The sequence below is a fragment of the Erythrobacter longus genome (genome assembly GCF_000715015.1).
Lineage (GTDB): Bacteria > Pseudomonadota > Alphaproteobacteria > Sphingomonadales > Sphingomonadaceae > Erythrobacter > Erythrobacter longus.
The window spans coordinates 74,568-97,897 of sequence record NZ_JMIW01000005.1 but is presented as its reverse complement, the minus strand read 5'-3'; the positions used below and the strand labels follow the sequence as shown (position 1 = coordinate 97,897).

The window sequence follows — 23,330 nt, the reverse complement described above, 5'->3', positions numbered from 1 at the left end:
CCAGCAAATGCGCGAAGTGATTTTCGATACAGAGACGACCGGATTAGACCCCAAGACAGGGGACCGAATGGTCGAAATTGGCTGTGTTGAGATGATTGACCGGGTTGAGACCGGCAATTCCTACCACGCCTATTACAACCCCGAACGCGATATGCCCGCCGCTGCCGAAGCGGTGCATGGGCTATCAGCCGATTTCCTCTCGGGAAAGCCGCTGTTTTCTGAAACAGTTGACGAATTGCTCGAGTTTTTGGGCGATGCCCCCTTGGTGGCGCACAATGCAGCCTTCGACTTTGGCTTCCTCAATTCTGAGTTGGTGTTGATCGGGCGCGAGCCGATTTCGATGGATCGTATGATCGATACGGTCGCAATCGCGCGCAAGAAACACCCCGGCGCCAAACTCTCGCTTGATGCGCTGTGCACGCGCTACGGCGTAGATCGCAGTCACCGGGTAAAACACGGCGCATTGCTGGACGCAGAGCTGCTCGCACAGGTTTATGTTGAACTCAAAGGCGGGCGTCAGATTGGGCTTGAGCTTGCCGGTGAACCAAAGCGCGGCGATGCAATGGTCGATGCTCAAAGCAATGGCGCGGACGGCGTTGTTACAAAGCCCAAAGCCCCACGAAGAGAGCCGCGACCCCACGCGGCCAGCGCCGCTGAACTGGCGCGCCACGAGGAATTTGTCGCCGAGATCAAGGAAGCGATCTGGGCGCGATGAATTAGAATTACACACAGGAGGACTGGCAATATGGAAATGCGGATCTCAGGCCATCAGGTCGAAACAGGTGCAGCCCTCCAGGAACACGCATCCGACCGGCTGGGCGGTATCGTTGAAAAGCACTTTGACCGCGCCCTTTCCTCCCATGTGACCTTTGGCAAAGGTCCCGGCAGCGCTTTTACCTGCGATATTGTCATGCATGTGATGCAGGGGCTGATCCTGAGGGCGCAAGGCAGCGCCCATGATGCACACCAATCTTTGGATGATGCGGCCGCAAAGATTGAAAAACAGCTGCGCCGTTACAAAAGGCGACTGAAAGACCATCACGAACAAGCGCTTCATGCAAGAGCAGAAGAAGAAGCGGCCTATACGATTTTTGCTGTCGAAGACGAAAGCGAAGAGGAGGTGGCAGACGCCCCGCCCATTATCGCTGAAACCAGCGTCGATGTGCCTGAAAGCAGCGTTGCCGACGCTGTGATGATGCTGGATTTGCGCGACACACCGGCACTATTTTTCAAAAATGCTGGAACTGGACGGCATAATATGGTCTATCGCCGCGCCGACGGATCAATCGGCTGGGTTGAACCCACTCAGGGCTAAGGAAGTCTGGACAGCGGTTGGGAGCCGCAAAGCAACCAGATCGGTCCAAATCAAACCTAAGAGAGGAAGCACACGCCTTAATTGCGGCGCTTTTGCTCACTATTGGAAGATTTCAATGTTCCCTTCGTGATAAGGGGATAAACAAGTTTTGGGATTTACATGGACGTTAACATTGCACTTGAGCCGGATGCGATCGCGTTGGTACGCGCTGAATCCAGCCATCAGGTCTTAACCCGCATTTCTGAGCTTTTTGCATCAGTTTACGGGCTGAACGCAGATGACGTGCTGGAAGGTCTCGAGCAGCGCGAAGCCTTGGGCAGTACCGGCTTTGGCCGCGGCGTTGCTATTCCGCATTGCCGCCTCCAAACGGTGACCCGTCCAACACTGGTCGTGCTTAAGCTTGATCACCCAGTGGACTTTAAGGCAGCCGATGCTGTTCCTGTGACGATTGCATTTGGCCTTGTGTCGCCCGAAAACGCGGGGGCCATCCATCTTCACGCATTGGCTGCGATCTCTCGCATCATGCGCGATGAAAATATGCTCAATGCGCTTGGCGACGCGCCTGATTCAGAGGCAGTCTTTGCGGTGTTGACCAACCAATTCTTTGGCCGCGATGCCGCCTGAAGAGACAGGAGCGCAAGGACATTACCGCGCGCTTGAGCGGCTTTACGCTTCGGCTCCGGTCAATTCGCTATTCAACTCCAAGCTGGAAATCACGGGGAAAGGCATTTCGCGCCTGACCTTTATGGTGACTAAGGACGTCTATCACGCCGCAGGTGCGGCGCATGGGACGATCTATTTCAAGATGCTCGACGATGCGGCTTTTTATGCGGCTAACACGCTTGCGACCGATACCTTCCTTCTCACAACCAGTTTCAATCTTCACTTCACCAAGCCCGTGCGCGAGGGTGAAGTGGTGGCTGAGGGCAAATGGGTGAGCGGCAAAAGGCGCGTGATGGTTGCTGAATCCCGGTTGGTTGACGGCGAGGGCGAAGAAATCGGTCGCGGCACCGGCACATTCATGCGCTCGCGCATCCCGCTCTCCAGCCTGCCTGGATATGTAGGGTAAAGGCATCGCGATGAGCGAGCGGCTCCCCGCACATCTTGAAGTATCGAGCCTGATGCGGCTTGCCGAATCAAATGGTGGCTTTGCGATGGTGCTAGCCAAAGGGGAGCGCGATGCAGGCACTATTCTCATAGTAAGTATGTTTCGCGGCAGTAATGCGAGACTTTACGAAAGGATGCCGCAATTGGACGGAACACGCCCTTTCGTGCTGACAAAATCACAAGACCCTGAAAAACAATTGGAATTTGACGAATACATTTCACGAAGGCAATCTCAGGACCCGGATATTTGGGTTCTTGAGGTGGATATCGACGATCCAGAACGGTTCATCGCGCTTTTGCCCAAGTGAGGGGTCGTTAACTTGACATAGTTTCGTCTGAGATTATTTGAGCCCCCGACTTCCAGACGCGCAGGCCATGACGCGAGCAATTCGGCTCGACCTATGGCACGCAGACGGGGGGCAGCCGGCAGGCTTTTGAACCACCTCTCCTAATTCGCGACATAATCGCACTCCAGGTTCCGCCTGCGTCTGAGCTCGCTCACCGCACAAAAAGTAAGTTTCATGAGTCGTAAGACTTATTCATACAGCGCAGCCGCAATTGTGGCGGTTGCAGCACTGAGTTTCTCCAGCGCCGATGGTGCTGAGGCTTTTGCACAAGACCTCATCGCTCAAGATGAGGTGGTTGAGGAGCAAAGCCAGACTGTCGAGGCAGAAACGATCGAGATCGTGCCTCAAAACCCTTCCTCCCAAGAGATCGCATTTGTCGCTAATGAGGTGGTTCAGCCAGTCGTTGAGCCAGTTGTTGATGCGCCTATCGAGGCGTCGTCCTTGCGCGAGCTTGTATCAAGCATTGATCAGAACGCGACTTTGAGCGAACAGCTTCGTTGTCTGGCGGGTGCTGTGTATTTTGAGTCGCGCGGTGAGCCTCTTAACGGGCAGCTCGCTGTCGCTGAGGTTGTGATCAACCGGGCGCAAGATAATCGCTGGCCTGCAAGCTATTGCGGTGTCGTCTATCAGCGCGCGCAGTTTTCCTTTGTCCGCGGGGGCAAAATGCCGTCGATCAACACGTCAAGCGCGACATGGCGCCGCGCCAAGGCGGTTGCCAAGATCGCGCATGACAATCTGTGGCAGTCAGAAGCCAACGAAGCGGTGTATTTCCACGCAAATTATGTTCGGCCCAAGTGGAGCCGGACAAAGACCCGCGTGACACAGATCGATACGCACGTCTTCTACCGCTGAACCCTTTTTCATCGTTGAACCCTTTCTATCGCTGGGCATTGCTCCAGCCGATGGCTTAAGGCCCCGCCCTCTCCCCCCGAGGGCGGGGTCCTTTTGCTTGGGGTTTTCCAAAAAGTGGAATCAGTCGCGCAATATGGCCCATGTGGGGGCATGATCGCTCGCTTTTTCGCGCCCGCGGTGTTCGCGGTCGACACCCACGGCATTTAAACGGTCAGCGAGTTCTGGCGACAACAAGATGTGGTCAATGCGAAAACCATGGTCGCGTTGCCAAGCGCCCGCCTGATAGTCCCAATAGGTCCACACGCCGCCATTCGGGTTGTGCGTGCGCACCGCATCGGTCCAACCGTCTGCCAACAACCGGCTGTATGCAGCGCGCGATTCGGGCTGCATCAGTGCATCAGACGCCATGGCTTTCACCGAATAAACATCATCGTCTTGCGGAATCACGTTGTAGTCGCCCAAGATCGCCGCTGGCACTTCCTCGGCCCAAATTTCGGCCATGCGCGCGCGCAGCTTCTCCATCCATGCAAGCTTGTAATCAAATTTGGGCCCTGGCTGCGGATTTCCATTGGGCAGGTAAATGCAAACGATGCGCGCCGTTTGCCCGTCTTTGGTGACGTCTGCTTCGAGATAGCGTGATTGTTCGCCCTCGCCTTCTTTGGGACCGTCAATTCCTAGCCCGCGCTTGACCTCGTTCAGGGAGTAGCCCGCCTTGGTATCAACCAGGACCGCGACGCCGTTAAACGATTTTTGCCCGTGCCAGATGAGCGAATATCCCAAGGCTTCAAATTCGTGCGCGGGAAAGTCCTTGTCCTGGCTCTTGATCTCTTGAAGGCAGGCAACCGATGGCCGTGTTTCCTCAAGCCATTCCTTAAGCCGAGGCAGGCGCGCTTTAACACCGTTGATGTTGTAAGTGGCGATTTTCATGGAAGCATTCATGAAGGATCGAAGGGCCTTCGTCCATCATGAGTGTTTGCTGTCAGAGCGATTAAATCCCGAAACTTGAACCACAACCGCAACCGGCCGCTGCGTTAGGGTTTTCGACGCGGAAGGCCGCCCCGCCCAGCGATTCGACAAAATCGACAACGCTTCCGCCGACAAGATCAAGGCTGACCGGGTCCACTACGAGCTTCACCCCATCCGTTTCGCTCACACAATCGTCGCCATCCGCACCTTCGGCGAGGTCAAACTTGTATTGAAAGCCGGAGCACCCGCCCCCTTCGACCGAAAGCCGCAAGATGGCAGGCTTCGTCTGTTTTTGCGCGATCAGCGCAATGCGTTTTGCCGCCGCAGGGGTAAGGGTCAGGGTTTGTGCCATGAGTACCATTTAGGTCCGGCGGATAGAATCCTCAAGGGGAGCGTTCCGCCTAAACCGTCTGAATGTAATCGCGCAGTGCCGCCGCTTCATGTTCAACCTCGTCGATCTTGTCTTTCACCAGGTCACCAATGGAGACGAATGCGACCAGAGCCTCGCCTTCAACCACGGGAAAATGGCGGAACCGGCGTTTCGTCATCAGCGCCAAGGCATCGTCGATCCTTGTTGAAGGCTCAATCGTTATCGCGGGTGATGTCATAATCGCCTCGACCGGGCCGTTAAGACAGCTTGGTCCCTCTTTTGCGAGTCGGTAGATTATGTCGCGTTCCGAAACGATCCCGGCAACCTTGCCATCGCGCAAAACCGGCAGGGCTCCGATCCGCTTTCCAGCAAGCATACCAATGACTTCCTTGACCGGAGTGCTCACGTCACAAGAGATGATGTCCGATGCATTCCGATCGCGGATAATTTTTCCAATTGTCATGGCCAACTCCTCTTCCGGGAAAGAAAATGCCACCAATTGCGCCAAATTGCGAGTCCGCGCAGTTAAAACCTAAATCGAGAACCGTTCGTACCTTGACCATTGCAATGTCCCCTCGCCCACCGCATGGAGCCCCCATGGTCAATAAGTCCCCCCTCGATGATCCCGCAAACGCAGCCCACGCATGGGCGCGGTATCGTCAAATCATGCGGATCCTGCTTTCGGTCACGGTTGCGACAGTCTTGATCGCGGTGGGCCTTTTGTACGCGTATAATGGCGCCATTTCGGTCCATTTTTACATCGCGGTTGCCTTGGGTATCAGTTTCACGATGTTGCTTGGCGGGGCTTTGATGGGCTTGGCGTTTCTTTCCAATGGAACGGGTCACGATGCATCGGTCGACAATCGCCTGCCTGATCCTGATGAACTTTGGTCCAAGAAGGACGAGAATTAGTCCTCTTCTGAGCTGTTCTCGGGCTGCTTTAACCAGCGATCAAGCCACGCAAACACCGTGTCGTGCCATTGCAAAGAATTGGCAGCGCCCAAAACCCAGTGGTTTTCGTCCGGGAACACGAGCAATTGGGAGGGGACACCGCGTTCTTGCAAGGCGGTGAAGCTTTGCAAGCCTTGGGTATAAGGTACGCGGAAGTCCTTTTCGCCAGTAATCACAAGCATCGGTGTTTGCCATTTGTCGACGTGGTTGACCGGGTTCCACTTTTCATAAACTTCCCGGTTCTCACCATAAGAACCGCCAAAGTCCCAGCGCGGGAACCACAATTCTTCTGTCGAATAGTAGAAGCTGCGCATATCAAAAAGGCCGTCGTGCTGAACAAGACAGTTGAACCGGTCAGGCCAATTGCCCGCGATCCAGTTCACCATATAACCGCCATAGCTTGCCCCCATAGCGCAGGCGCGAGTCCCATCGATCTGGCTGTCTAGCTCGAGTGCAGCTTCCAGCCCTTTTTGCAAATCCTCCAATGGTTTACCGCCCCAGTCACGATTGATGGAGTCCGTGAAATCCTGCCCGTATCCAGAAGAGCCGTGGAAATCGACCGAGATGACCGCATAGCCCTGGCTTGCCAGAACACGCGGGTTCCAGCGCGAGGACCAGCCATCGATAAAGGAGCCTTGCGGGCCGCCGTGGATGTAAAGGATTGCTGGGATCGGGCCTTCTTGTTCCTCAAGCCGCGTGATCTGCCCCCAGACGGTATCGTCTCCCGCTCCCTTGAAACTAAAACGTGTGGTCACAGTTGAGGCCATCGCCCCAGTGCGAGTGGTGACCACGTCGGTAAGCGGCATGGCCTTGGCGCGGCCTTTGGCTAGAAACAGCTCTTTTGCAGTGCCGATCGAATCGCGGGTGAATAGCAGCCTGTCTCCAGGAAGCGATGTAAGCGCGCCAATATGCGCTTCGTTTCCGGCGATCAGGTTGAGCTCTTCGACGGAGCCATTTGTCGGATCAATCCGGTACGCAGGCACATCGAGCATATCTGTCGCCGTTGCCAGAAGCGCTTTGCCGTCGTGGGTCCAGGTAAGGCTGCCAAAAGAGAGGTCACGATTGGGGATCAGCGCGCGGGTTTCGCCGCTTTCCAAATTGCGAAGATGCACGACCATGCGATCCGATTCGTATCCGGGACGCGCCATCGCCAAATAAGCAAGGTATTTGCCATCGGGCGACGGGGCCGGACTTGAATCGTGCGCTTCGTTGGACTTGGTCAGCTTGGTCGGTGTACCGCCCGACAAGTCGGACCAGTAAATGTCGAGATCGGTCGAGGTCGGCTCTTTTGCATCCGATCGGCGAGCGACGAAATAAAGACCTGATCCATCCGGGGCCCAAGCAATGTCTTCTTCCCCGCCAAACGGCTTTGTCGGTGTGTTGCCGATACCCATGCCGCCATCGACCGGCACTCCGTCGCCGATAACTCCGCCGTCTTCGAGGCCGAAAACGAAGACGCGGCTAAGAAGGCCGGGTTCCACCCAATGGTCCCAGTGGCGGTAAAACCCCCCGCCCCCTTGGTAAAGGCGGCCAGAGCCAGTGGCATTATCTTCTATGACACAGCCAAACCGCGGGCAATCGCGGCCAATCTCGGCCCAAAGTGCGATTTTGTCGCCGCTTGGTGCGATTTTGAAGCCAGCAATGTCAGTTGTGGCAATATCAGCAACGGGCATGGGGCCGGTCACATTTACCGACGAACCGTTCGCACTCTCAAGCGCCACCCGCCAAAGCCGCGAGCGGGGCTCTGCTCCTTCATCGGTATGCTTCGAAGTCAGAAAATAGAGGAAGTTGTCAGGCCCAAAACTCAAAGAATGGCCCGAGAGACCCAATTCAAACTCTACTGGAGAGCTTCCGGACACGGAAAGATCAAGCAGATAATGCTTTGGCGCGCGCTCTAGTGTCTGCGGATCGGTATAAGTGACCGAATAGACCGTATATCGGCCATCTGATGTCACCGTTGGCGACCCCAAGCGCGGCATGGTGATAAGGTCGCGCGCGGTCATCGGCGGTTTGCTAACGCCCGCAATGGCGGTTTCATTTGGGGCGGTTTCATTTGGGGCGGTTTCATTTGGCGCGGTTTCATTTGGGCGACCGTTTGTGACGTGATTATCGGCGGCCATATTGTCGGCGGCCAGCGGCCCACCAAACGAGAACGAGGTCACAAACAGCGGAGCGGCCAAAAGAAGGCGCGATGATTTGATAAGTCCCATGTTGCCAACGCTAACCCCAACACCAGAAGGTTTCCAGCGAAACCAGAGTTATTGGGTTTTTAGCTGCGCTTTCCAGCGATGCGGGCGATTTCGGCCTGCACCATTTTCTCAACCATACCAGGCAGATTCTTGTCGAGCCATTCTGCAAGCATCGGGCGCATCAATTCACGCGCAAGCCCCTCAAGAGAGGTCTCACCTGACCGCACGATTTGCGGTTTTGCACCGGGTTCGGCGAGCATTGCGAGCGCCGCGAGGTTTTCCTGCATAGCGCCGCGTGTCTGTTCGCCGATCAACGGTGCGTACTCTGCGCTGTCATCATCATTTGCTTCAAAGTCGACCACATTTGAGAGTTCAAGCTCACTCAGATCGAGGATTTCATCCTCAGATGCCTTGCCCGCTTCCTCGTTTGAACGGCTGGCGGCGAGATCATTACCCTCGGTGCGGTTGCGGCGTTTGGCATCAGCAGCGGATGCGCGACTGTCGCGCTCCATTACGTTCTTGATCGATTCCAATATCTCTTCGACCGAAGGTTCGCCGTTCTTGCTCAAGGAAATTCCCCAATTCCACATTAACCATTACGAATCGCGGTTTAAGGCGTTTCGCGAGGTTCCAATACGGGGCCTATGAAAGCCTCAGCGGCCTCAATGTCAACGGTTCTCGTCGATTTTGGTTCGGGTTCAGGATCGCGATCCCAATCCCAAAGCTTGCCTCGCACGCGTTCGTAATTGACCTGAGGATCGTAGAGCGGCCCGCCAGTATCAAGGTTGAGATCGCGTGCTTCTGCGCGGCCCATGGCGGCAAGCAAGGTGAAGCCTGCGACATAGGCATTGCGCCTTGCCGTCACGAGGTTGGCGCGCGCAAGGAGCAATTCCTGCTCAGCGTTGAGAACATCGATAATCGTACGATTGCCGATGGAATTTTCTGCGCGCACGCCTTCGAGACTGACTTCAGCGGCTTCGACGGCGGCTATGGAGCTTTCAATCACGGCGTTGGACGCTTGCCAGCTTGCATAGGCCGAGCGGGTCTGTTGGATGACGCTGCGCTCAGTGGCAATGACTTGCTCCAAAGCCGCACTTTCGCGCGCGCCCGCCTGACGTTGGCGCGCGGCGGTCAGACCACCTTGGAAAATCGGAATGGTGAGCCGCACTCCGGCGTTGGCTGTCTTCTCACTCTGTGCGAACTCTGCGGCAACGGGCCCGCCCAGCGTGCCGAAGAAATCACTGTAATCGCCATTGGCAAACAGGCCGATTGTCGGGAGGCGTCCTGCGCCGGCAACTTCGGTGTCATACCCTGCTGCCACTGCGCGCTCCTTGGCAGCGATCACATCAGGGTTGTTTTCAAGCGCTGTTACGACTGCCAAGCCGACTGTTTCAGGAAGACCTGGAAGAGGGGGCGGCGCTTCGAGGTTGTCGGGCGCACGGCCCACCAGCTGAATATATGTCTCACGCGCGGTCACGAGATTGGCGTAGGCGGTCCGCAGGTCCCCTTGAGCGACCGCAAGGCGAGAGCCTGCCTGTGCCACATCGGTGCGGGTAAGGTCGCCAATTTCAAACCGGTCGCTTGTCGATTGAAACGTCACTTCGAGCACTTCGGCCTGATTGGCCGCAAGCTGTGCCAGCGCCTGTGTACGAAGCACATCCATGTAGGCGGCAACGGCTTGGCTGAAAACGGAGCTTTCCGTGGCGCGCAAAGTCGCTTGACCTGCTGCAACCCGCTCTTCTGCAGCGCGAATACCGTTGCGCACAGCGCCGCCCGAATAGATCGGCACTTGAAGCTGTGCATTGACGCCCAGGTTACGCTCTGGTGCGGTAAAGGCGTTCGCAGACTGCTGGATAAACTCGATATGAGTGGCTGTTACGTTCACACTCGGTAAGCCCGGCGCACGCTGGATCGGGACGTTCTCGTCCTCAGCACGCTGCGTGGCGCGTGCGCCTTCTAGGGTTGGATTGGTGTTGTAAACCGAAACCAGCGCATCGCGCAAAGTGTCCGCCTGAGCGACGCTTGCCCCCATCAAAAGGGCAGCAACGCTTGTGCAGGAGGCAAGCTTAAAAGCCCGATAGGAGCAAGGTTTGATTGTCACGAAAAGGTCCATTCTCTGGGCTGGTCAAAGGCGTGGAGCAGCGGAATTCCGATGTCAGCGACAGGCTCAAGCGAGAGGTGGCCAACGACCTTGCGGCCAGATGCAAGGCGGGTGACGCCGCGCAAGAGCAAGCCGGAGACAATTGTGCCCTCTTCCTCGAGAGCATCGCTTAAACCTTGGGTCAGCGCCTCAATCGCACCGTCGATCAGGATCATGGAATAGGTGCCTTTGATCGCAGAACCCTCGGCCGCATCCTTGGCAGCCACAACGGTCACATCTGCCACAAGCGGGCGCACAAGCTCAGCGAGGTAGCCGGTGCCGCCCTCAACGATAAGCACGCGGTCAGAGGGCATGGGCGCTGCTTCAAGCAAGAGTTTTCCGTAAAACAATGGCGAGGCAAGATGTGCATCGGGCCCAATGGATACCGAGCGGTCGATATAGGCAAGGCTGGCCTTGTCCTCTGGCAAAAATGCTTCGCGCGGGACAGAGTTCATACGGCCAAGGACAAATTCCTCGTTCACGCCGCTGGTGCGAAGCTGGCTGTCGATCATGGCTTTACGCGCGGTTTCGCTATTGGCGCTCTTGGTCACTGACATGGTGGTATCGCTCATATTTTTTCCAAGCGCTGTATTATGCTCATAACACAGCTCGTCAACCCTACTTAGCTCTCGGAGCCAAGACTTCCAAGCCATTAGGTAAACTTGCGTGAGCTTCCCTTTGACCTGTCACCGTCAGGCGTCATATGGGGCACAAAGTAACACAGGAATCCCGGTTCGACCGAAGAATGGAGAGTTTCGATGAGTGACATGAAGCAAACAGGTGGCGCTGATGGAAAAGATTCGCGTCAAGTGCACAACGATGGTGCGATCTTCGGTGCGACCGGCGATGTGCGGATCGAAACGGATTCTCTTGGCGAAGTGGCCGTTCCCATCGATGCTCACTGGGGCGCGCAGTCACAGCGCAGCCTGTATAATTTTGCGATTGGTACAGAGACGATGCCCGCTCCGCTGGTAAAGGCGCTGGGTATTCAAAAGCAATCAAGCGCGAAGGCCAATATGGAATTGGGCGTGCTTTCTGAAGAGATCGGCAATGCCATTGTCGCAGCAGCGGGCGAAGTGATTGATGGCACGCTTGCCGATCAGTTTCCTTTGAGTGTTTGGCAGACGGGTTCGGGCACACAGTCCAATATGAACGCGAACGAAGTCATCGCGAGCCGCGCGAATCAGATCCTGACCGGCGTTCATGGTGGTAAGGAGCCGGTTCACCCCAACGATCATTGCAACATGGGGCAAAGCTCAAACGACACCTTCCCAACCGCAATGCACATTGCTGCTGGCTGTGAGACGATTGAGCAGCTTATCCCTGCGCTTGGGCACCTTCACGGCGCATTGGATGCCAAGGCGAAAGAATACGCGGACATTGTGAAGATTGGCCGCACTCACTTGCAAGACGCAACGCCTCTGACCCTGGGTCAGGAGTTTTCGGGCTATGCCAAGCAGGTTGAATATTCGATTGCGCGGATTGAAAACGCGCTCCCCCGCGTGCTTGAACTTGCGCAGGGCGGTACGGCTGTGGGGACCGGCATCAATTCCAAAGCAGGCTTTGCAGAGAAATTTGCAGCGCAAGTGGCGAACATCACCGGCCATGCGTTCGTAACGGCTCCCAACAAGTTTGAAGCACTCGCCGCGCATGATGCCTTGGTCGAACTGGCAGGCGCGCTGAACTCCACCGCCGTTAGCTTGATGAAGGTTGCCAACGATATCCGCCTGCTTGGTTCTGGCCCGCGTTCGGGTCTGGGTGAAATTGCGCTACCTGCCAATGAGCCGGGCTCCTCGATCATGCCGGGCAAGGTCAATCCAACGCAGTGCGAGGCGCTGACTATGGTGTGCGCGCAGGTTATGGGCAATGCCACCACCGTCAGCGTTGCAGGCTCTCACGGGCACCTTGAGCTCAACGTCTTCAAGCCGGTGATGATCTACAATGTCCTGCAATCCGTGCGCCTTCTGTCGGATGCCTCACGCAGCTTTGCCGACAACTGCGTTGTCGGGATTGAGGCGAACACCGCCCGCATCGACCAGCTGATGAATGAAAGCCTGATGCTTGTCACAGCACTGAACCCGCACATCGGCTACGACAACGCCGCAAAAATCGCGAAGAAAGCGCATGGCGATGGAACGACGTTGAAAGAAGCCGCGCTTGAGCTTGGCCTTCTTACCGAAGAACAGTTTGCGCAGTGGGTGGTGCCAGCCGATATGATCAAGCCGCGCGCTTGACGCCAATGTGCAAGGCCGGGCTGGATGAAGACTGGACTTGTTGAAGACTGGCCTTGTTGAAGACTGGGCTCGTTCAGGGTCGATCCCAATCGACGAAAAGAGCTTTTGCGCCGACGACCGGTTGGCGCTTTGGCTTGTAAAGCGCTATCTCGGCCTTTCAGTATGGATTTAAGCCGCACTCCCGAAACGCCCGTCAAAAAGGGCTCGGCAAGCGTACCGTTTCGCACGGTATTGCTGTCGGCCGTATTGCTTTGGGGGGCGTATTTCCTCCTTATTACCCTTCGTACCTATGTCTTTGAATTGGACATGCAGGTGGAGATGGCTGCGCGCAGGTTTCTCGTAACCCTCGCAGCGATTGGGCTCACTTTCGTTTTGTGGGCGCTTTTGCGCCTCGTCGACCGGTTTTCTCTATGGATCAAAATCTTCGCCGCGAGCCTGTTTGCTATCCCCGTTGCGGGCGCGATTGGCCAAATCAACCACTTCGTTTTCGAAGACATACAGACCGAGTTGCAGGCCAAATTCGCCGAAGAGCGCGGGTTTCGCTTCGATGGTGAAGGCAATCTGATTTTTGACCTTCCCGAAGGTGTGACCGTTCCAGCGCCAGGACCAGACGGGTCCAGCACCTTTGAACAATCTGAGAGCCTTATCATCGTAGAGGCTGAACAGGCCGGGAGCACGTGGCGTTCGGTTCTGGAAATTGCGCTTGGTCGATATTTCCTTTTGCTTGCGTGGTCATCGACCTATTTTGCGCTGCTTGCGGGTACAAAGGCGCGCGTGGCTGAACGGCGTGAACAACAATTTCGCTCCGCAGCAAAAGCGGCGGAGCTCAGGTCCTTGCGCTATCAGGTGAACCCGCATTTTCTCTTTAACACGCTCAATTCCCTGTCCGCTTTGGTGATGACCGGCAAAGCAGAACAGGCCGAGCGCATGATCCAGACGATGAGCCGGTTCTATCGCCACAGTCTGGCTGATGAGCCGACCAGCGATGTGACACTCAAAGACGAATTCGACCTCCAAAAGCTTTATCTCGACATCGAAGCGGTGAGGTTTCCCGAAAGGTTGAAACCTGTGTTCAACCTTCCTGAGAGCCTTGAAGAGGCGCGGGTCCCCGGCATGATCCTTCAGCCGCTGGTTGAAAACTCGGTCAAATATGCTGTCTCTGCTGTGACGCGGCCGGTGACCGTGACCGTGGCTGCGCATGAGGAATTTGACCGGCTGGTCATCACGATCAGCGATGATGGCCCCGGCATACCAGAAGGCGCGCCGCATGGCTTTGGTATTGGCCTTGCCAATGTAAGCGACCGGCTCGAAGCGCGCTTTGGTTCCGATATTGCCTTTACCTCCACCCCGGTTCCAGGCGGATACAGAACGGAAATTCGAATCCCGCTCTCTAAACCCAGAGATTTCAAACCCCGAGACTAGTTAGATAAGAGGTGATTCTTGGCCAAAGCTGAAAGCGAAGACGCTCAAATCAAACTGCGCACTTTGATTGTGGATGATGAGCCTTTGGCCGTGGAGCGGATCCAGGTGATCTGCGCCGAACTTTCTGCGATAAATGTCGTGGGCACGGCGAGCGACGGGGCAGCAGCGCTGCGGCTTGCCGAAAAGCTTGAGCCTGATCTCGTGCTGCTCGACATGACTATGCCAGAACTTGATGGCCTTGGTGTCGCGCGAAAGTTTGCCGAAGACAGCAATCCGCCAGCGGTGATCTTTGTGACCGCCCATGATCATTTTGCAGTCGAAGCCTTTGATCTTGAAGCGATTGATTATGTTCTAAAACCCGTTTCATCGGAGCGCCTCGACCGAGCGATTGAACGCGCTGTGGCCCGAAAGGGCGAGCGCAAAGCCCCTGCCAGCAAATGGCTCGAAGAGCTGTGGGTCCCGCACCGCTCTGAACTGTTACGCATTGCGGTGAGCGAAGTGCATCAGATTGATGCAGAGCGCGACTATGTCCGCCTTCATGTCGGTGATCCGGTGACGAGCGCTGAAACGGGGCGCTCTTATCTTTTGCTTCAAACCATTGCGGGTCTTGAAGACAGGTTGGACCCAGAGCAGTTTATTCGCATCCACCGTTCGACCATCTTGCGCCGCGATAACATTCGGGGCCTGCGGCATGATGGGCTCGGTGTGTGGTCAGCAGAGCTGCAAAATGGTGAGGCTTTAAGGATCGGGCGGACCTATCTTTCCAAAGTGAAAGCCATGGCGGGGCGTTAAGCGCCACGCTGATTGTCGAAGGAGTTCAGTCGGGCTGAAAAGGCCTGCAAGTGGGCCCATACGCGTCCTGGAAAGCGCTCCCGAAAGCGCTCGGTGCGCAGCGACAAAGCGGCGCTGTGCAAAGCTAAAAGAAGCAGCCCGAACCCCGGGACTGAGTAGGGTTCGGGCCGCAGTGTTTGCGCTCCTATATCGGGGTAAGATAAGGGGCGCAGGAGTGAACGCGTGAGTTAGCCGCCGCGCCGTTGGTCAGACATGATGGTTGCTACCTGCTTTTTGGCGCCGGCGCGGGCGTTTGCGAGGCAGGCGTCAAGCTCAGGGGAGCGAAGGCGCGTACCGATACGGTTTTCATGGACGCTGCACACACTGCGCGCGGCCGCTTCAATGCGTTGCTCAAGCCGCTTCTGGCCTGCTGGGGAAGCAAGGTTCAAATCGGCATAATCAACCATCTTGGTGTGGACCTCGGCGCTACCTGCAAAAGCAGGGCTGGCCGTCATTGCAAGAGCGAGGGTGGCGGTTGCCATTGTGGCAAAATTACGGGTTTTCATAACTACTCTCCATCAAAGCACTAAAGGCTGGGTTCGAAGGGGGCCGAACCGGGCCAGAATTTGGCGATGCCGCCTTTTGTGCTGTGATTAAGGGTTACCCAAAGCCTTCGCCCGCGTCATTTCATGCTCGACGAAACCACTTGTAGTCGTCGATTGAGGGCGTGGGAAATGACCGAGTGCTTAAGCGTGCTGACGAACAGCCTATTTCAAAGGACGAGGGGTTTCGCCATATTGTCACACATGATGTGGGCTTATCGATCATCCTTTTGGCCAACTTTTTCGCCATCTTTTCTGCTTGCAAGGGCGCTGTGAAAGCGCTTGGGGCTTAGCGGCATGACAACACGCCTTTTCCATATCAGCGACGTCCATTTCGGGGTCGAGAACCGGGCTGCCCTCGAGACAGTCGCTTTGGCCGTGCATGATGAGCGGCCCGATGCGCTTGTTTGCACAGGGGATCTGACGCAGCGTGCCACCCGGTCCCAGTATAGAGCGGCAGCGGACTGGTTTCGCCAGTTTGATGTGCCTGTCTGGATTGATCCGGGCAATCATGACATGCCTTATTATAACCTTTGGGAGCGCTTCAAGCGGCCATATGACCGGTACAATGCCTTGCGCAAAGCCGTGGCAATAGAGCGCTTTGAAACTGACGATGTGGTGCTGATCCCGCTTAAGACCACAGTGCGATCACAAAACCGGTGGCCGTGGTCTGATGGACACATAACCGAGGCATCTGAGGCACGCACTTGTGAGGATCTGGCGCGCTATAATGATGACCCTCGGCACATTATCGTGACCGCGCACCATCCGTTGCATGGGCCGGTCGCAGGCGGGCCCAATGATACAATCCGCGGGGATGAAGTGATCGCGACCCTCGCGTCAGGCGGCATGGATGCGGTCTTGACCGGGCATATTCACAAACCCTTCTCCGAAATCCGCGCAGGTTCGGGTTGGAGCACCCATGTTATTGGGGCTGGCACCCTTTCGACCCGGCTTCGTGGAGGTTTTCCACCGTCCTACAATGTGCTGACCTGCGTGCGCGGCGAACCGATACAGGTCGAACTAAGAGGTTTTCAGTAACTTGACGTTTACCTCGACGCCGCGAAATTTAACCTTTCTTAGAGGTTCGCATTTAACGACCCTGCGCTGATATTGTGTGTGCACGGGATTCGCACGCGAAGGTGCGGGTAACAACAGTTGGAGTGTGTTCGATGGACCTATTGAAAGCGATGGGATTGAGCTCTCTTTTGACGCTCTGCATTGCGCTCGTAATTGGATCGCAAGGGACAAGCGGCGGCGCATTGGCCATTTATGCGATTACCTTTGATGGGTTTCGCTTTTTCTGGTCATGGCCAGTCTTCCTTTGCGGGAGTGGCTTTGGCTGGGGGATTATGCTGCTTCAGCGCTGACTGTTCGCGAAGCGCAAAAGAAAGGGGCAGCCTCCTCGTGGAAGCTGCCCCTTTTCGTATCTTGAGAAGGGCGGTGTGGCCGCCCCCAAATATCAGCGCTTGCTGAACTGGAAGCTACGACGGGCTTTCGCGCGGCCGTATTTCTTACGCTCAACCACACGGCTGTCACGGGTGAGGAAGCCAGCGGCTTTCACCGTGCTGCGCAGCTCAGGCTCGTACTTGGTAAGAGCTTGGCTGATACCGTGCTTCACCGCGCCAGCCTGACCCGAAAGGCCGCCGCCCTTAACGGTTGCGACGATGTCATACTGGCCAGTGCGATCGGTGATGCCGAAAGGCTGGTTGATGATGAGGCGAAGCGTTGGACGTGCAAAATACACTTCCTGATCCTTGCCGTTCACAGTAATCTTGCCGGTGCCAGGCTTGAGCCAGACGCGTGCAGTTGCGTCTTTACGGCGACCAGTTGCATAGGCGCGGCCTTGTGCGTCGAGTTCTTGCTCGCGCAGAGGCGTAGCTGGGTTTTGGGCGATTTCCGCCGCATCCGCAGCCGGTGCATCCGCAGCGATGTCTTTAAGATCAGCGAGATCGGAGACGGTGTTGTTTTCGTCAGCCATTATGCAGAAACCTTGTTCTTACGGTTCATCGAAGCAACGTCGAGCACTTCGGGCTTCTGCCCGTCGTGTGGGTGCTCGGTGCCGTTATAGAGGTGCAAAGCGCGCATCTGATCGCGGCCCAATGGACCACGCGGGATCATACGCTCGATCGCTTTTTCAAGCACACGCTCAGGAAAACGACCGCCCAGAACCTTCTCAGGGGTGGTTTGCTTGATGCCGCCGGGGTGACCGGTGTGCTTGTAATAGATTTTGTCGGTGTTTTTCTTGCCGGTGAACTTCACCTTGCCCGCGTTGATGATGATCACGTGATCGCCACAATCGACATGGGGGGTGTAGCTTGGCTTGTGCTTACCGCGCAGAATATTGGCGACGATCGATGCAAGGCGACCGACCACAAGGCCGTCGGCATCGATGATATGCCATTTCTTTTCGACCTCTGCCGGTTTCACCGACGCGGTCTGTTTGCTGAGAGCCTTCATGGCTGATGCGTCCTTAAATCAAGGGTTTCTCGAAACTGGTTGTGGTTCGCTGCTTGCGAATCACAGCCGATAGACAGCGTTGCCTGTCCATCGAAGTGGGGCGCATTTGTCGCTTTAGGGGCTTCAAGTCAAGCAAATCCGGGGGTTTCGGGGGTGGTAAAATAATACCTCTCGCGCGATTGAGGCTATTTGAGGCTCTGATTCAACCACTCCAGCGTCTTGGGAGGTGTTGCATCAACCAACCACCCCATAATCGCCGGCGTCTCATAGGGGTGTAGCTCCTCCAGACGCTTGGTCAGGGCGCGCAGTTGACCGGCCGTCGTCTTGAACAGGACCGCTGTCTCAGTCTCGCTCGACACTTCGCCATTCCAAGTAAAGACTGACTCTACGCCGGGCAGGATGTTGGCGCAGGCGATGCGTTTTTCTTCGAGTAATGTGCCCGCAATTGCCCGGGCGGTCTTGGCATCGGGGAAGGGGCACCAGACGAGCGCTGCTTGCGGGTCACCGCTCATGCGCTGAGCTTGACCTTGCCATCAGAATGCATTGCCCAGGCGGTGCTCGCGACGAGCAAGGCACCGGTTAATTGGTGAGCCGCTGCAATCCAAAGCTCAACCCCGCTCATGACCGTCGCAATCCCAAGGATGACCATAAAGCCGAACGCGCTGTGAACTGCTATTGAAGCGGCGCGGTCCGTTTTCCGCACTCGCCGCGCGAGATAGATCAGCGCTGCGACAGCGATCCATGCCCACCAGCGGTGGAGGAAATGCAAGAGGAAGGGGTCATTGGTGAGTGTCGCAAAGAACCCGCCCTCAAAGCTCACCTCTGGGACCAGCCGCCCGTTCATCAGCGGCCAGTCATAGGCGGCATGGCCAGCATTGAGCCCTGCCACCCATGCGCCAAGCAGCAGCTGGATAAACAATACGCCCGCTACAATGGCGGAAGGGGTTGTGAGCTTTGCTGGTAGAGCATCGGGATTGCTCGGCAAATTGCGCAGGTCCCGCGCGGTCCAAACAAGCCCGCCGAGCAGGAACAGAGCAGTGAGCAGATGCGCTGAGAGGCGAAAGTGGCTCACATCGGTCAGGTCCGTGCCAACGCCCGAGTTCACCATATACCAGCCAAGCGCACCCTGACCGCAGATGAGGGCAAACATCGCAAGAAGGCGCGGCTTGTAGCCTTTGGGAATGGTCTTCTTCACCCAGAACCAGACCATCGGCAGCAAGAAGGCAAGCCCGATTACACGGCCAAGGATGCGGTGAAACCATTCCCAGAAATAGATGAACTTGAACTTCGCAAGGTCCATACCCGCAGGGCCGCTTTCAAACTTGAATTCGCCCGTTTGCTTATAGAGCTCATACTCGGCCAACCAGGCCGCATCGTTTAGCGGGGGCAGGATACCGGTCACAACGCTCCAGTGGGTGATCGAAAGGCCGCTTTCGGTCAGGCGGGTAATGCCGCCAACAAGGACGATCAGCACGACAAGGCCAGCCACAGCCTCAAGCCAGCGGGCAAGCGCAAGCGGCCGTGCAAGCGCACTGGGGGCCGGTTGAAAGGCGGTATGAGGAGCGGTGGTAGCCATAATTGCGCACTAAATGTGCCTGAACCCGCGCGCAAGCAAGTGCGTTTGCGGAAACGCAGCGTTACGTCTTGTGCAAGCGAGGCTTGCGCCGCTGTGCGAGGGCTCTATTTGAAGGGCCATGAGCGACACTATTTCCATCACGCTGAACGGCGAACCGCGCCAGACTTCTGCCACCACTATCGCCGCGCTTGTGCGCGAGCTTGAACTGGAGCCTGCAAAAGTGGCGGTTGAGCGCAATCGGGAGATCGTCCCGCGTTCGACCTTGGAAGATGCCCCATTGGCTGAAGGTGACACGCTCGAGATCGTCCACTTTGTGGGTGGGGGCGACCATCAGGCCGATACTTGGACCGTTGCTGGCCACACCTTTACCTCGCGCCTGATCGTGGGCACCGGCAAATATAAGGACTTTGAGCAGAACGCCGCGGCTGTTGAGGCAAGCGGTGCGGAAATCGTGACCGTGGCCGTGCGCCGGGTCAATGTCACCGACCCCAAAGCGCCCATGCTCACTGACTTCATTGACCCCAAGAAAGTCACCTATCTTCCCAACACCGCCGGGTGCTTTAACGCTGATGATGCAATCCGCACGCTGCGGCTGGCGCGGGAAGCAGGGGGCTGGGACCTTGTAAAGCTCGAAGTGCTGGGCGAAGCGCGCACGCTTTATCCCAATATGAAAGAGACGCTTGAGGCGACCGAAGTGCTCGCCAAAGAGGGGTTCAAGCCGATGGTCTACTGTGTCGACGACCCCATCGCGGCCAAGCAATTGGAAGACGCAGGCGCGGTCGCGATCATGCCCTTGGGCGCGCCGATTGGTTCTGGCCTTGGTATTCAAAACCAGGTGACCATCCGCCTGATCGTAGAAGGCGCGTCAGTGCCCGTCCTTGTGGACGCAGGCGTTGGTACAGCGTCCGATGCAGCGGTGGGTATGGAGCTTGGCTGCGACGGCATCTTAATGAACACCGCCATTGCCGAGGCGAAAGACCCCATCCGCATGGCCCGCGCGATGAAGCTGGCCGTCGAAGGCGGACGCGAGGCTTATCTTGCTGGCCGCATGGGAAGGCGCAAATATGCGGATCCGTCCAGCCCGCTTGCCGGTCTGATCTAGCTTGCCGATATGCTGACCGAATTGTAAATCCTCCGCCTTGGTTACTACGTATTAACCATAGGCTGTCACATCCGTTTTCTGAAGTCAGGAGACGATGAATGACACTTGCCAGCACCTCGACCTTGACCATTGGCGAAATGCGCGAATTTGCAGGGTTCACCCCCGCCGAGCAGCGCTACATCAAGCGCAGCCTCGATATCGGGCTTTCGCGCTGTGATGCTTTTCGCCTGTGGGGCCGCACAGAGGACGAGAATGTCGCAATCCGCCGGCAATATGTCGCCTATCAGGACTTGCGGTCCTTGCGTGGGTTAGTCCCGCAAGAAGGCGGCATTGGCGAGATTGAGTGCTTTGTCGGCAAATGCATCCGCATCGCTGCCTTTGACCTTGGCCAGGAACGGATCGAAAGCTTCTCCGCCTTCCGCTTCCTTTATGAGCGCCTCTTGGGTGCCCAAGTGCGCCCCTATCTGCCAAGCGTATTCTGCGCTGCCGCAGCATTACCGCTTATCCGGCCAGACCACCGCAAAGTTCTGTTGCAAAGCTTGAGCGAAGCCGCCGCCACAGCACCCGCATGGTCAGAGCGTCAGCCAAGCTTCCTTCCCGAATATGTCGAGGATGTGGAAGCGGCGTGAATGCGTCTGACCTGAAGCCCTTGAGCGCGCACCAAATTGCGCGCGCTGAAATAGAGGCTTGGCGAGGCAAATGTATTGATCTTTTTGCTCGTGGTGAGAGAGCAATTATCTCTGCACTCCAAACGGCTCAAGCCTCCGGAAAGGAGGTTAAAATCAGCCCAATGGCTGGACCCCGCTTCTCAGAAATACAGTCACTCATCTTGAAGGTTGATGCCACCCAAAAGCAACGCGATGCCGCATCTGCCGCAATAAACCTCTGGCAGGAGGTTGAACCAAAGCGCGCGTTTCTGGCGCACGGCGAGCTTACCACGCTGCTAGAAGCGCAAGGGGGATGGCATGCCCGGTTTGACCTCACCCGGGTTAAGGCCAACACGCCAATTGAAGAGCAATGGGTGCTGGACCGTCCAGAGACAACTAAGTTTAACGACCGTCTGAAGAGCGGCTTTGTTTCCCTTTCGTGCGAACTTGGTTCTCTACGAAAGAGGCTCTAGCTCACCGACGATACATCCCATCGATCCGCTCCTGATACCGGTCACGGATCTTATGACGGCGGATTTTCATGCTCGGAGTCATCTCTTCGTTCTCGATGGTGAAGGCTTCGTCCGCAAAGGCGAAGCTCTTGACCTTTTCGACCACTGAGAGGTCCTTGTTCGTCCGGTCCACTGCCGCACGCACTGCGTTTTTGAAGGCGGGGAGGTCTTGCAGGGCGGCTAGGTCAAATTTCTCGTCATTCGCCCGCGCCCATTCCAATGCCCATTCCGCATCGGGCACGATGAGTCCCACGACATAAGGCCGGTTGTCACCGCTCACCATCGCCTGAGCGATCTCAGGTTGCAGGGTTAGCATGCCTTCAACCTTTTGCGGGGCGACATTGTCGCCCTTGTCGTTGACGATCATGTCTTTCTTGCGGTCGGTGATCTTGATCCTGCCACCTTCATCGATCAGGCCAATGTCGCCTGTGTGAAGCCAGCCATCCTTAACCGTGCGCGCCGTTTCGGCCTTATTGCGCCAATAGCCGTGCATGACGAGCTCGCCTGCGCACAGGATCTCTCCATCTTCAGCGATCTTGATATTGACTCCGCGCATCGGCGGACCAACGGTGTCCATGCGAAGGCCTGTCCTTGGCCGGTTGCAGCTCATGATGGGGCCTGCTTCGGTCTGGCCATACCCTTGCAGCATGGTGAGGCCCATCGCTTGGAAGAAATTGCCAACGTCGGGGTTAAGCGGCGCGCCGCCTGAAACCATGGCTTTCAATCGCCCACCAAACTTGGCGCGGATTTTCGGGCGCAGGGTCTTTTCAACCAGCATATCCAGCGGCCGGTCGCGCAGGCGTTTTTTGCCGCCGCGCGAATTGCCGCTGATCTTGAGCGCTGCATCCATCATGAAATTGGCGACTTTGCCCTGCTTTTCGATCTGCTTCATGATGCGCGTGCGCAGCACTTCGAACAGGCGCGGGACCACGACCATGATGGTGGGCCGGGTTTCTTCGATATTGGAGGCCAGTTTTTCGAGCCCCTCGGCATAGAAAATCTCAGCGCCCACACCGATAGGCAGATATTGCCCGGCGGAATGTTCGTATGCGTGGCTGAGCGGCAGGAAGGACAAGAACCGTTCGTCCGTAATGCCAAAATCATTGATGAGAATTTCCGCCGCGCCCGATACATTGCAAAGGATCGCGCCGTGGTGCTGCATTACTCCGCGCGGCGCCCCGCCGGTGCCGCTGGTGTAAATGAGGCAGGCAAGATCATTGCGGCCCATATCCGCAATCCGGGCATCGACGATCGCGCGCGCCGCTTTTGCATCGCCAGCGGTCATGTCGTCCCAATTGTGGTATTCAAAGCTGCTCGCCTGGCGCCGCTTAAGATCGTCAATCCCGATCACAAAATCGGTACAGCCCGTCTCTCCAATCGCGCCCACCAATGGGGCAAGAAGCTTCTCATTGGAGACGATCACGGCGCGTGCGCCGGAATTGTCGAGAATATGGGCATGATCGCGCTGAGTGTTGGTGATGTAGGTCGGGACCGAAACGCAGCCCGCTGCCATGATCGCAAGATCGGCAATGCACCATTCCGGGCGGTTTTCGGAAACAAGCGCCACCCGGTCGCCAGCATTCAAGCCAATCCGGCGCAGGTTTTCGGCAAGCAGACACACAGCCTTGGCCACCTCGCTCCAGCTTTGCGTGGTCCATTCGCCATCAACCTTGCGCCCGAGAAAGGGGGCATCCCCCTTTTCATCGGCGCGTTTCAGGAACAGCTCGACAAGGTTGTTTGCACAATCAACGTCTTGCAGGATCAGAT

At 56.7% G+C, this 23,330-nt stretch carries 28 protein-coding genes; 15 read left to right on the top strand and 13 right to left on the bottom strand.

Going from position 1 to position 23,330, the window contains the following annotated elements; translation table 11 throughout:
• The first annotated feature begins 7 nt into the window (after positions 1 to 7).
• The 6 genes from dnaQ (at position 8) to EH31_RS11600 (ending at position 3,621) form a co-directional block, all read left to right on the top strand.
• Entirely contained in the window at positions 8 to 715 is a 708-nt protein-coding gene (gene dnaQ / locus EH31_RS11625; protein WP_034960590.1) for a DNA polymerase III subunit epsilon, read from the top strand.
• Positions 716 to 745: 30 nt separating this feature from the next.
• Positions 746 to 1,315, top strand: coding sequence for a ribosome hibernation-promoting factor, HPF/YfiA family (hpf, locus tag EH31_RS11620; protein ID WP_034960589.1), 570 nt, complete (start codon positions 746 to 748; stop codon positions 1,313 to 1,315).
• A gap of 159 nt (positions 1,316 to 1,474) precedes the next feature.
• A complete protein-coding gene (locus tag EH31_RS11615) occupies positions 1,475 to 1,939 on the top strand; it encodes a PTS sugar transporter subunit IIA (RefSeq protein ID WP_034960587.1) in 465 nt (154 codons plus the stop codon).
• Positions 1,929 to 2,384, top strand: coding sequence for a PaaI family thioesterase (locus EH31_RS11610; RefSeq protein ID WP_034960586.1), 456 nt, complete (start codon positions 1,929 to 1,931; stop codon positions 2,382 to 2,384). Before EH31_RS11615 ends, EH31_RS11610 begins: the two co-directional genes overlap by 11 nt.
• Before the next feature lie 10 nt (positions 2,385 to 2,394).
• Entirely contained in the window at positions 2,395 to 2,730 is a 336-nt protein-coding gene (locus EH31_RS11605) for a DUF1491 family protein (RefSeq protein WP_034960585.1), read from the top strand.
• 213 nt (positions 2,731 to 2,943) lie between these two features.
• Complete coding sequence (locus EH31_RS11600; RefSeq protein WP_034960584.1) at positions 2,944 to 3,621, top strand: cell wall hydrolase; 678 nt, start codon at positions 2,944 to 2,946, stop codon at positions 3,619 to 3,621.
• 120 nt (positions 3,622 to 3,741) lie between these two features.
• Here the strand turns inward: EH31_RS11600 and xth are convergent, their stop codons facing one another.
• The 3 genes from xth to EH31_RS11585 all read right to left on the bottom strand — a co-directional run bounded on the left by xth (position 3,742) and on the right by EH31_RS11585 (position 5,420).
• Positions 3,742 to 4,548, bottom strand: coding sequence for an exodeoxyribonuclease III (gene xth / locus EH31_RS11595; RefSeq protein WP_034960583.1), 807 nt, complete (start codon positions 4,546 to 4,548; stop codon positions 3,742 to 3,744).
• Between the two features lie 61 nt (positions 4,549 to 4,609).
• Positions 4,610 to 4,939: an iron-sulfur cluster insertion protein ErpA gene (erpA, locus tag EH31_RS11590; protein ID WP_034960582.1), complete on the bottom strand. Its 330-nt coding sequence runs from the start codon at positions 4,937 to 4,939 to the stop codon at positions 4,610 to 4,612.
• Between the two features lie 49 nt (positions 4,940 to 4,988).
• Positions 4,989 to 5,420: a CBS domain-containing protein gene (locus tag EH31_RS11585; RefSeq protein WP_034960704.1), complete on the bottom strand. Its 432-nt coding sequence runs from the start codon at positions 5,418 to 5,420 to the stop codon at positions 4,989 to 4,991.
• A gap of 134 nt (positions 5,421 to 5,554) precedes the next feature.
• Between EH31_RS11585 and EH31_RS11580 the strand changes: the two genes are divergently transcribed.
• Positions 5,555 to 5,869 carry a hypothetical protein gene (locus tag EH31_RS11580; RefSeq protein WP_034960581.1) on the top strand — a complete coding sequence of 105 codons (315 nt, stop codon included), beginning with the start codon at positions 5,555 to 5,557 and terminating at the stop codon, positions 5,867 to 5,869.
• Here the strand turns inward: EH31_RS11580 and EH31_RS11575 are convergent.
• The 4 genes from EH31_RS11575 to EH31_RS11560 all read right to left on the bottom strand — a co-directional run bounded on the left by EH31_RS11575 (position 5,866) and on the right by EH31_RS11560 (position 10,809).
• The gene (locus tag EH31_RS11575; protein ID WP_034960703.1) at positions 5,866 to 7,911 is read right to left on the bottom strand and encodes a dipeptidyl-peptidase 5; all 2,046 of its coding nucleotides are present in this window, start codon (positions 7,909 to 7,911) and stop codon (positions 5,866 to 5,868) included. The two genes, EH31_RS11580 and EH31_RS11575, sit on opposite strands and share 4 nt — an antisense overlap.
• 266 nt (positions 7,912 to 8,177) lie before the next feature.
• Positions 8,178 to 8,666, bottom strand: coding sequence for a DUF2497 domain-containing protein (locus EH31_RS11570; protein ID WP_034960580.1), 489 nt, complete (start codon positions 8,664 to 8,666; stop codon positions 8,178 to 8,180).
• A 41-nt stretch (positions 8,667 to 8,707) separates the two neighbouring features.
• Positions 8,708 to 10,210 (bottom strand): TolC family outer membrane protein, encoded by a 1,503-nt coding sequence (locus EH31_RS11565; protein ID WP_034960578.1) that lies wholly within the window; start codon positions 10,208 to 10,210, stop codon positions 8,708 to 8,710.
• Positions 10,195 to 10,809 carry a protein-L-isoaspartate O-methyltransferase family protein gene (locus EH31_RS11560; protein WP_034960577.1) on the bottom strand — a complete coding sequence of 205 codons (615 nt, stop codon included), beginning with the start codon at positions 10,807 to 10,809 and terminating at the stop codon, positions 10,195 to 10,197. Before EH31_RS11560 ends, EH31_RS11565 begins: the two co-directional genes overlap by 16 nt.
• Positions 10,810 to 10,995: 186 nt before the next feature.
• Here EH31_RS11560 and fumC point away from each other — a divergent pair, with 186 nt between their 5' ends.
• From fumC to EH31_RS11545, 3 genes are all read left to right on the top strand, one after another.
• Positions 10,996 to 12,471 carry a class II fumarate hydratase gene (fumC, locus tag EH31_RS11555; protein ID WP_241765910.1) on the top strand — a complete coding sequence of 492 codons (1,476 nt, stop codon included), beginning with the start codon at positions 10,996 to 10,998 and terminating at the stop codon, positions 12,469 to 12,471.
• A gap of 162 nt (positions 12,472 to 12,633) precedes the next feature.
• Positions 12,634 to 13,893, top strand: a complete 1,260-nt coding sequence (locus EH31_RS11550; RefSeq protein ID WP_034960576.1) for a sensor histidine kinase — start codon at positions 12,634 to 12,636, stop codon at positions 13,891 to 13,893.
• A gap of 18 nt (positions 13,894 to 13,911) precedes the next feature.
• Positions 13,912 to 14,685 carry a LytR/AlgR family response regulator transcription factor gene (locus EH31_RS11545; RefSeq protein WP_034960575.1) on the top strand — a complete coding sequence of 258 codons (774 nt, stop codon included), beginning with the start codon at positions 13,912 to 13,914 and terminating at the stop codon, positions 14,683 to 14,685.
• A 227-nt stretch (positions 14,686 to 14,912) separates the two neighbouring features.
• Here EH31_RS11545 and EH31_RS11540 read toward each other — a convergent pair whose 3' ends face one another.
• Entirely contained in the window at positions 14,913 to 15,230 is a 318-nt protein-coding gene (locus EH31_RS11540; RefSeq protein ID WP_051699210.1) for a UrcA family protein, read from the bottom strand.
• Between the two features lie 333 nt (positions 15,231 to 15,563).
• On the opposite strand from EH31_RS11540, the gene EH31_RS11535 reads away from it, so the two are divergent.
• Positions 15,564 to 16,307, top strand: a complete 744-nt coding sequence (locus EH31_RS11535; RefSeq protein WP_034960574.1) for a metallophosphoesterase family protein — start codon at positions 15,564 to 15,566, stop codon at positions 16,305 to 16,307.
• 131 nt (positions 16,308 to 16,438) lie between these two features.
• Positions 16,439 to 16,636, top strand: a complete 198-nt coding sequence (locus tag EH31_RS11530; protein ID WP_034960573.1) for a hypothetical protein — start codon at positions 16,439 to 16,441, stop codon at positions 16,634 to 16,636.
• Between the two features lie 92 nt (positions 16,637 to 16,728).
• Here the strand turns inward: EH31_RS11530 and rpsI are convergent, their stop codons facing one another.
• The 4 genes from rpsI to EH31_RS11510 form a co-directional block, all read right to left on the bottom strand.
• The gene (gene rpsI, locus EH31_RS11525) at positions 16,729 to 17,247 is read right to left on the bottom strand and encodes a 30S ribosomal protein S9 (protein ID WP_034960572.1); all 519 of its coding nucleotides are present in this window, start codon (positions 17,245 to 17,247) and stop codon (positions 16,729 to 16,731) included.
• Positions 17,247 to 17,726, bottom strand: coding sequence for a 50S ribosomal protein L13 (gene rplM / locus EH31_RS11520; protein WP_034960570.1), 480 nt, complete (start codon positions 17,724 to 17,726; stop codon positions 17,247 to 17,249). Before rplM ends, rpsI begins: the two co-directional genes overlap by 1 nt.
• A 185-nt stretch (positions 17,727 to 17,911) precedes the next feature.
• Positions 17,912 to 18,238: a divalent-cation tolerance protein CutA gene (cutA, locus tag EH31_RS11515; protein ID WP_034960569.1), complete on the bottom strand. Its 327-nt coding sequence runs from the start codon at positions 18,236 to 18,238 to the stop codon at positions 17,912 to 17,914.
• Positions 18,235 to 19,302, bottom strand: a complete 1,068-nt coding sequence (locus EH31_RS11510; RefSeq protein ID WP_034960568.1) for a COX15/CtaA family protein — start codon at positions 19,300 to 19,302, stop codon at positions 18,235 to 18,237. The genes cutA and EH31_RS11510 overlap by 4 nt, the downstream gene beginning before the upstream one ends.
• Before the next feature lie 118 nt (positions 19,303 to 19,420).
• On the opposite strand from EH31_RS11510, the gene thiS reads away from it, so the two are divergent.
• The 3 genes from thiS (at position 19,421) to EH31_RS11495 (ending at position 21,524) form a co-directional block, all read left to right on the top strand.
• Positions 19,421 to 20,404, top strand: coding sequence for a sulfur carrier protein ThiS (thiS, locus tag EH31_RS11505; protein WP_081853381.1), 984 nt, complete (start codon positions 19,421 to 19,423; stop codon positions 20,402 to 20,404).
• A gap of 98 nt (positions 20,405 to 20,502) precedes the next feature.
• Positions 20,503 to 21,033 (top strand): hypothetical protein, encoded by a 531-nt coding sequence (locus EH31_RS11500; protein ID WP_034960567.1) that lies wholly within the window; start codon positions 20,503 to 20,505, stop codon positions 21,031 to 21,033.
• A gap of 161 nt (positions 21,034 to 21,194) precedes the next feature.
• The gene (locus EH31_RS11495; protein WP_152553556.1) at positions 21,195 to 21,524 is read left to right on the top strand and encodes a hypothetical protein; all 330 of its coding nucleotides are present in this window, start codon (positions 21,195 to 21,197) and stop codon (positions 21,522 to 21,524) included.
• Between the two features lies 1 nt (position 21,525).
• Here the strand turns inward: EH31_RS11495 and EH31_RS11490 are convergent, their stop codons facing one another.
• On the bottom strand, positions 21,526 to 23,328 hold the full coding sequence (locus EH31_RS11490) for an AMP-dependent synthetase/ligase (RefSeq protein WP_034960698.1): 1,803 nt from the start codon (positions 23,326 to 23,328) through the stop codon (positions 21,526 to 21,528).
• Positions 23,329 to 23,330: the final 2 nt, after the last annotated feature.